This is a genomic window from Candidatus Sodalis sp. SoCistrobi, from assembly GCF_900143145.1.
In the GTDB taxonomy this organism is placed as follows: Bacteria; Pseudomonadota; Gammaproteobacteria; order Enterobacterales; family Enterobacteriaceae; genus SoCistrobi.
The window spans coordinates 23344-30006 of sequence record NZ_FRDB01000006.1; the positions used below are offsets into that span (position 1 = coordinate 23344).

6 protein-coding genes are annotated in these 6663 nt (G+C 54.6%); 5 read left to right on the forward strand and 1 reads right to left on the reverse strand.

The genetic code is table 11. The features are described 5' to 3' along the window. Positions 1-200: 200 nt before the first annotated feature. From CINSTRO3249_RS01215 to CINSTRO3249_RS01235, 5 genes are all read left to right on the forward strand, one after another. Complete coding sequence (locus CINSTRO3249_RS01215; RefSeq protein ID WP_074011836.1) at positions 201-977, forward strand: alpha/beta fold hydrolase; 777 nt, start codon at positions 201-203, stop codon at positions 975-977. Positions 978-1146: 169 nt separating this feature from the next. Further along, the gene (ybfE, locus tag CINSTRO3249_RS01220; RefSeq protein ID WP_074011837.1) at positions 1147-1434 is read left to right on the forward strand and encodes a LexA regulated protein; all 288 of its coding nucleotides are present in this window, start codon (positions 1147-1149) and stop codon (positions 1432-1434) included. Positions 1435-1798: 364 nt separating this feature from the next. Beyond that, positions 1799-2314, forward strand: a complete 516-nt coding sequence (fldA, locus tag CINSTRO3249_RS01225; protein WP_125933087.1) for a flavodoxin FldA — start codon at positions 1799-1801, stop codon at positions 2312-2314. Positions 2315-2632: 318 nt separating this feature from the next. Further along, entirely contained in the window at positions 2633-3100 is a 468-nt protein-coding gene (gene fur, locus CINSTRO3249_RS01230) for a ferric iron uptake transcriptional regulator (protein WP_025422954.1), read from the forward strand. 898 nt (positions 3101-3998) lie between these two features. Then, positions 3999-5189: a hypothetical protein gene (locus CINSTRO3249_RS01235; protein WP_074011839.1), complete on the forward strand. Its 1191-nt coding sequence runs from the start codon at positions 3999-4001 to the stop codon at positions 5187-5189. Positions 5190-5303: 114 nt separating this feature from the next. Here the strand turns inward: CINSTRO3249_RS01235 and CINSTRO3249_RS01240 are convergent. Beyond that, positions 5304-6663 (reverse strand): flagellar biosynthesis protein FlhF (locus tag CINSTRO3249_RS01240; RefSeq protein ID WP_254304262.1); only part of this gene is annotated, 1360 nt, incomplete at its 5' end.

Below are 6663 nucleotides of genomic sequence, written 5' to 3' on the forward strand. Positions count from 1 at the left end.
TTTTCCACTTAAATCAATCGTCCCGATTATACAAGTTAAACCCCGGCAACGAACAGCACCAACCGCCCTAGGAATGAAAAAGTCGGAATCTGCCCTGCCCATCATCCCGCCCGCGCAAGCGTCGTTTTTTTCCCGCCGCGGCGTATGTCACGCTAAACCTATGATAGGCTACTGCTTTTATCCGCAGCAAAAGGAGCGCTATGAAATTGAACTATCGACTGCAGGCGGCGCGCCAGTCGGAACAGGGCCTGCCGGTGGTGTTGATTCACGGCCTGTTCGGCAGTTTGGATAATCTTGGCGTGCTGGCCCGTCCCCTTGGCGAGAACCATCGCACGCTGCAAATCGATTTACGTAACCACGGCCTGTCACCCCATGCGCCTACCATGCGTTATGACGAGATGGCGCAGGATGTACTGGCGTTGCTGGACACGCTGCTCATTGAGCGCTGCATCGTCATCGGTCATTCCATGGGCGGCAAAGTGGCAATGACGTTATGCGCGCAGGCGCCGGAGCGCATCGCGCGGGCGGTGGTTATCGACATGGCGCCGGTCGCCTATGAGGTCCGCCGCCATGACGCCATTTTCACCGCTTTGGCGCGCGTCAGCGACGCCGGGGTCACCCAGCGCAGCGAGGCGGCGCGGCTGATGGCGCAGGATATCGACGATGCCGGTACCGTGCAGTTCTTGCTGAAATCGTTTTATCAAGGACACTGGCGTTTTGACCTTGAAAGCATTGAGCGCAATTACGCCGACATTATCGGCTGGCGGAGGCAGGACCCCTGGCCCGGACCGATGCTGTTTATCCGCGGCGGCAACTCCCCGTATCTGGATGATCGCTACCGCGAACAGATTCGTCAGCAATTTCCCCACGCTCACGCTTACGTGGTGGCCGGCGCAGGCCATTGGGTGCATGCCGAAAAGCCCGAAGCGGTGCTGCGCGCCGTCGTTCGTTTTCTGGCGGAGGGAAAAGAAAGCTGAGGCAGTTAGCCATTGTCGCCGCCCGCGTCGCTAAGGTAAGATGACGGGTTTTTTGGATGCCGGCTGCCTCCGGGACCGGTCAAGATAACACAACGGAAGACGCCGGCCAGGGCTCAGGCCACCCGCCGGCGACCCTGCCGCTTACGGTTGCATATTCCTTTCATCAGCTATGGCAAAAGAACAAACGGACCGCACCACGCTGGATTTATTTACGGATGAACGCCGTCCGGGACGGCCGAAAACCAGCCCTCTTACCCGGGATGAACAGCTTAGAATCAACAAGCGTAACCAGCTGCGGCGCGATAAAGTGCGCGGGTTGCGCCGGGTGGAGTTGAAAATTAATGCGCAGGCGGTAGATGCGCTGAATAAATTAGCCGATCAGCGGGCGATGTCCCGTAGTGAGCTTATCGAACTTATTTTGCTGGCAGAACTAGAGCGCCAGCAGCCTGCCGGCTGAATGCGGCACGGGCAAACTGCCCGCCGGCAGTTGACGGCGGAACAGGCATTATACCGGCGGGCCGTCGCCTACGGGAAAAGTGTCCTACCGGGCGACAGCGGAATGCGGTTTAACATCACACCGGCACGTCGCAGCTTGAGCGTCCAGCCGGGCAGCCGCTGGTTGCGGGACAGGCACCCTGCCTGCGCGAGATGATTGCCGGCCCTCCCGGCGCAGCGGGCGCGCTAACCGCACGAGGGCGGATTTGCGGCAAAAACCCCTCGCCGGCAGGTATCTCCTTAAGTGATGGTCTGCTATTATTGCCCTAATCAGCTTAAGGTTGACGATTGAGCATATCCTTAATATTTATGAGGTTTTGATATTCATGGCGAGTGTAGGCATTTTTTTTGGCAGTGACACCGGCAATACCGAAAATATTGCCAAGATGATCCAGAAGCAACTGGGTACCGACGTTGCTGATGTTTTTGACATCGCCAAAAGCAGCAAAGAAGATCTGGAACGGTACGACCGTCTGCTGTTGGGTATCCCGACCTGGTATTACGGTGAAGCGCAGTGCGACTGGGATGATTTTTTCCCCACGCTGGAAGAGGTCGATTTCAACGGCAAGATCATTGCCCTATTCGGCTGCGGCGATCAGGAAGACTACGCGGAGTATTTCTGCGATGCGATGGGCACCTTGCGGGATATTATCGAACCCAACGGCGCTACGCTGGTCGGCCACTGGCCTACCGCCGGTTATCATTTCGAGGCGTCCAAGGGACTTGCCGACGACGATCACTTTTTAGGTCTGGCCATTGATGAAGACCGGCAGCCGGAGCTTACCGCCGAGCGCGTCGATGGCTGGGTTAAACAAGTCTGCGCAGAGATGAATCTGGGCTAATCGCCTTGCCGCCGTCCGGCCTTTCCGGACGGCAGGATGCCGCTTTCTGGCTTGATAAATAATTCCTTTCAAATTGATAGCTACAATTTTGTAACTTTTTCCGCCAAAGCAGTACAAGCACCACACTTTGTGTGATTTTTTGAACCTAAAGAGGTAACATAGTCCTTACTCGCCGAGTGGGCTATAATGAAAATGAGTCTCTTTTTCATTCCTGACCGCGAGTTCTATAATGAGACAGTGAACCATTTTTCGGGCCGACGATTGTTATAGGCTGTGTTAGCTTATAGCTTGATTATCAAGTAACAGGACCAAACCCGCATGACTGACAATAATATCGCATTAAAGAAGGCCGGCCTGAAAGTGACCCTTCCCAGGCTGAAGATCCTGGAAGTGTTGCAAGACCCGGAATGCCACCACGTCAGTGCGGAAGATCTGTATAAAAAGCTGATCGACATGGGTGAGGAAATCGGGCTGGCCACGGTTTACCGCGTACTTAACCAGTTTGATGACGCCGGTATTGTCACCCGCCACAATTTCGAGGGTGGCAAATCGGTTTTCGAGCTCACCCAACAGCACCACCACGATCACCTGATTTGCCTGGATTGCGGCAAGGTCATCGAATTTCGCGATGAGTTTATCGAAGCGCGCCAGCGTGACATCGCGAAAAAGCACAACATCAAACTGACCAACCACAGTCTTTATCTTTATGGCCATTGCGCGGAAGGCGACTGCCGTGAAGATGAAACCCTGCATGATATAGATGATCCGCACGTAGTAAAATTCTGACGTCCGGCCCGCGTCGTCAGATCACTACCGTTCAGAAAGAAACCGCCGCCGGCGGTTTTTTTTCACCCGCTGCCGTCGTGACAATGCGTTACATCCGCTTGTTTGGTCGTAATGAAAAGCCTATGCGGTTTCACTGTTACTCTGTACACCGCCTGATCCTGTAACCGTTTCACTGTTCTTTTTCTTACCGCCTGGCTTAGGGCCATTTCATTCGCTCCTCTTTGCACCACCTCGCTTTTCGCCCCGATGTTTTTACCCTTTCATCATTTTTGGTCGTTTTCGTTGTTGCACACTTTAACGCGTCCACACTTCGACCCTTACACCCTTCGACCCTCTCACTCTTCCACCCTTTCACCCTTTCACCCTTTCACCCTTTCACCCTTTCACCCTTTCACCCTCCTAGCCTTCCACTCTTCCAACCACCTAACCTTCCACTTTTCCACCTTCCTAGCCTTCCCCCCTTCGACCCTCACCCCTTTCATCGCTGCGCCATTCCTTCGCTCTGAATCAGCCTTTCACCTGATGCCGGGCGGGAAAGTAACTGCATAATCTATCGAACAGTGGGACTACAGGTCGATAAATATGCACAGTTCCTAGCCCGGTCCTGCGCCAGGCACAAAACTCGGCACAGGAAACCCGCCGTCGCGTTAACCGTCAATTCAAGCCCTACCCTGTAACCGGTAACGTTTTTCCTCTCATTTTAGGTCAACCTACAGGTATCACGATGATCAAACCTATCCTGCAAGACAATCTCCCGCCACGAGCGCCGGTAGAATCGCTGGAAGCGCATCCAACCGGGCCAGCGCCGTTCAGGTCTGCAACCCTCACCGTAAAACAGGCAAAATGGCTTAGCCCAGCCACAATAGGAAGGTCCTCACCGCCGGTGCCGCCACGCCCCATGCGCATAAATACGGCGCTTGCCAACGTCGTTGCCCTGCGGACACCCTCACCGCATTTACCCGCCAAAGCGGGGGCAAACCACCTTCATCCGAAAGCACAACCGGCCTCACCGCCGCTGCCCAACCGCAGCCACCTGCACAATGCCGCCGGCGGGCGACACGCCGAACAAACGGCCTCACCGCCGCTGCCCAACCGCAGCCACCTGCACAATGCCGTCGGCGGGCGAGATGCCACACAACCGGCCTCACCGCCTCTGCCCAACCGCAGCCACCTGCACGATGCCGCCGGCGGGCGACACGCCGCACAACCGGCCTCGCCGCCGCTGCCCAACCGCAGCCACCTGCACGATGCCGCCGGCGGGCGACACGCCGCACAACCGGCCTCGCCGCAGCTACCCAACCGCAGCCACCTGCACAATGCCGCCGGCGGGCGACACGCCACCCAACCGGCCGCGCCGCAGCTACCCAGCCTCAGCCTGCGTGATGGCGCCATGCCCGGTGAACACAAAAGCGCGCGGCCGCTCTCACCCACTCAGGGACTCAAGCGCCCGCGGCAAGGCGGCGCAACGGTGGCTAATCAGGCGCCGACACGACCATCAAGACCTGTGCCATTGCTGGTAAATACCGGCGATCCGGCGTCGCTGGTTTATGCACAAATTGATCTGGCGAGCTTGCCCAAGTTCCAATCCGCCAATAGCGCATTCACCTCCTATGAAAAAACCCTTTATGCCACGCTGCAGGGTGCGACGCCTTTGCCGGCAGAGCCACGCGATCCGGCGTCTTTGGTTTATGCACAGATTGATGTGGCGAGCTTGCCCCGGTATCAATCCGCTAATGGCGCATTCACCTCTTCTGATAAAACCCTGTATGCCACGTTGCAAAGTCCGGCGCCAACGGATACCGCCGTCTCCAGGGCACCGCAAGAGAGGGTGCTCTCCTGGTACGATTTCGGCACCCAGAGAGAAAAACATACCGCATTTGTGGCATTGTCAGCCCGCGTTAAGCAACTGGTGGGGGATAGAGTCGTCGTCTGTAAAGTGGCGCCGCCGGCCGATGAGTTAGATAAAACCTTTATCTGGTCCGACAATGTTGACCATTATCAGGTGCGCTTACGTCACAACCCGCATGCCATGGGTTTAGACAATCTTGAGGATTTAGCGGAGGTCTTGGACACATGGCAGAAGAATTGATCCACCGCCAGCGGCAGCGCGCAAGGTTTTGCGGCTACGGGTTAACGGGAAATCGGTGGACATCGTTGCCCGACGCGCACAAAGCCCAGCCTATAAAGCATAGGTATCTACACATCAGGGAGGAGGCTTAAGAGCAACTCTCGCTAAATGAGTAAGTTCTTCCAGACTATATTCCGATAATAATTTTAGTGTATTCAACAAGATGGATAGGCCAGCGAGCAGAGCAGGAGCGCTCTCTCTGCGGCCTCGCTTTTGCTGTCGTCCTGACAAGCGACATATCAGCTGGCGGGCTGCCGCATTTTCTTCTCCTTCAGCGCGTTGCAGCCGCCATACCAGAACAGCAGCCATACTGGCTATTAACAACCTGCGTAGTACGGCTGGCGCGCTGCGCTGAAGCCATGTTTCTACGTCATGTCCGGCACCTTTCAGCAACTTAAAAAATGATTCAATATTCCAGCGCCAGTAATACCAACGAGCTACTTCCTCGCAGGTGATCTCGCTGCAAACGTTTGTAAGCAGCGTCCAGCGTCCCACCACATTACCGAGATCATCCGTAAGCCGAACAACAACCAATCTGACCGTCAGAGGCTCTCCAGGTTGGATTTTTATGCGGCGGCCGGTTTCTTTATCTTTACGCTTCTGCTGCGCAGCTCGGGTTATGACTATCGAGGTTTCACTGATTTCCATATCAGCTTTTTTCCCTTTCCAGTCTACCTGTCCGCATCCGTTGTATGGCAGAAGAGCAGCAATCTCACCAATTTTCAATGAATTACCTTGCCACTCTGCACCATGTCCTTCTTTTCCTCGGATAAGCCAGCATATTCCTTGAGTACTCAACGTCCGCATATGTCCAATAGAGTCACCCTCTCTATCAATTATATGAATCAGCTTTTTACCTATATTAAGCGATTCCACACGGGCAATATCGGTCGTCAAGGCGTCCATATGTGTCTGCCGTTCGGACAGTCCTTCCGCCAACGTTGAATGACAACCGGTTGCATCGGTAAGTGTCTGAGATAGAGGCGCTATTGGCAAACCCGTGCCAGCATCAACCAGCAAGCTGCTTTGAAGTTCATATCCAACATCGCCACCGTGCGTCATTTTTAAGCGTCCGTATTTGGCATGATGGTAAAGAAATTGTAAACGTGACCAATCATGAACAACGAGAGCGTATGGATGCGGGCTAAGCGAAATTTGCTCAAGTGCTAGCGAAATAATTGGCTCATTGAGTTGACTGAAGCTAATTCGCTTATTATTCAGAAAACGCCAGACAGCTTGGGTAGTTGCGAAAGTTGATTTTTGAGCACTTGCGAGGTCTTTAACCGCAGAAGCAAGAAGAGCCGCGGGCGTCATATGCTGTTTAACCAGCGTCTGATATCGGCGGGTAAGGCGAGAGTCAATCCCGCCAACAGATAGGTTGAAATCATTCTGCAAAGTAATAACAGGTATCACGATAAATGTGTAGATACCTATG

Excerpts from the sequence above, each read along its gene's own strand:
- ybfE (WP_074011837.1), top strand. The coding sequence starts at position 1,147 with ATGGCAAAAGAACAAACGGACCGCACCACGCTGGATTTATTTACGGAT.
- fldA (WP_125933087.1), top strand. The coding sequence starts at position 1,799 with ATGGCGAGTGTAGGCATTTTTTTTGGCAGTGACACCGGCAATACCGAA.
- fur (WP_025422954.1), top strand. The coding sequence starts at position 2,633 with ATGACTGACAATAATATCGCATTAAAGAAGGCCGGCCTGAAAGTGACC.
- CINSTRO3249_RS01235 (WP_074011839.1), top strand. The coding sequence starts at position 3,999 with ATGCGCATAAATACGGCGCTTGCCAACGTCGTTGCCCTGCGGACACCC.
- CINSTRO3249_RS01215 (WP_074011836.1), top strand. The coding sequence starts at position 201 with ATGAAATTGAACTATCGACTGCAGGCGGCGCGCCAGTCGGAACAGGGC.